Origin of the sequence: Pseudoalteromonas sp. Z9A5 (assembly GCF_011378875.1) — a bacterium.
Taxonomy (GTDB): domain Bacteria; phylum Pseudomonadota; class Gammaproteobacteria; order Enterobacterales; family Alteromonadaceae; genus Pseudoalteromonas.
The window spans coordinates 1-1,230 of the sequence record NZ_WTLC01000100.1; the positions used below are offsets into that span (position 1 = coordinate 1).

General features: G+C 53.4%; 1 protein-coding gene. It reads left to right on the top strand.

Annotated elements, in window-relative coordinates:
- Positions 1-1,230: Ig-like domain-containing protein (locus tag GQR56_RS21160; protein WP_206018251.1), on the top strand; the 1,230-nt coding region annotated here is incomplete at both ends.

Sequence of the window (1,230 nt, forward strand, 5' to 3'; positions counted from 1 at the left end):
AATTGTACCAAACGCCTTAACCGATGGAATATTGAGCATAGAAGTGAGCGTGGAAGACGTGGCAGGTAACAGCACCACCGTCAGTGAAAGTGCCACATTGGATACCAATGCCCCGAGCATAAACATTAACGCATTGGCAGACACAAACCAAAGCACCCCCACCATCAGCGGCACCACCGATGCTGCGGATGGGACAGTAATAAACATCACCTTCGTAGACAGCAATAACGACAGCAGTAGCACAAGTGTTATTGTCAGTGGTACCACGTGGAGTGTGGTTGCGCCTAGCGATTTAGCGGGCGGAAGTTACACCGTTACCGCCACAATCAACGACATATCAGGCAATAGCAGTAGCGCCAGCGTCAGCGGATTAATCGACTTAATCGCCCCAAGCTTAACGATTAACACGCACAGCGTCAGCAACGACATCACCCCAACGGTATCGGGAAACAGCGATGCGCCTCACGACAGCGTCGTGAATATCATCGTGACAGGCAGCAACGGCGACGTGCATACCTTTACCGCCATTGTTGGCAGTGAAGGGGATTGGTCAGCGCCAGTGCCGAGTGCCCTGGTTGAAGGCAGTTACAGCGTCAGCGCCAGCGTCAGCGATGCCGCAGGCAATAGCATTAGCGCCACGAGCACAGGGGAAGTCGACATCACCCCGCCAACGCTCATCTTGAACAACCTAGGGTCAAGCAGCGACGTAACACCAACACTCAGTGGCAGCAGTAATGCCGTTGAAGGCAGTGAAATAAGCATCACCGTCTTGGATGACGAAGGGGTATCACAAATCTTCACCACCGAAGTGGACAGTGGGGGTGAATTCTCAGTGGAAGTACCGGATGCACTCGCCGAAGGGGCGTATACACTTGTCCTCAGGATAGATGATATCGCAGGCAATACCACCACACTTACCAGCGCAGGCGTCATAGACACCCTTGCACCGAGTGTGAGTGTGAATGTGCCGTCACTCACGAATGAGGTCACCCCAGTAATAACGGGAACAAGCAGTGAAGCAAACAGCACCGTTAGCATCACCGTTACCGGTGCAGACACGGTCGTTCACGTATTCGACGTGCAAACAGACAGCGACGGTAATTGGAGTGCGACACCGCCAAGCGCGTTAGCTGAAGGCAGTTACACGGTGAGCGTGAGCATGACCGACGCCGCACAAAATACCACTGTTGTTAGTGGTACAGGTGAAGTGGATGTTACCCCACCGGAACT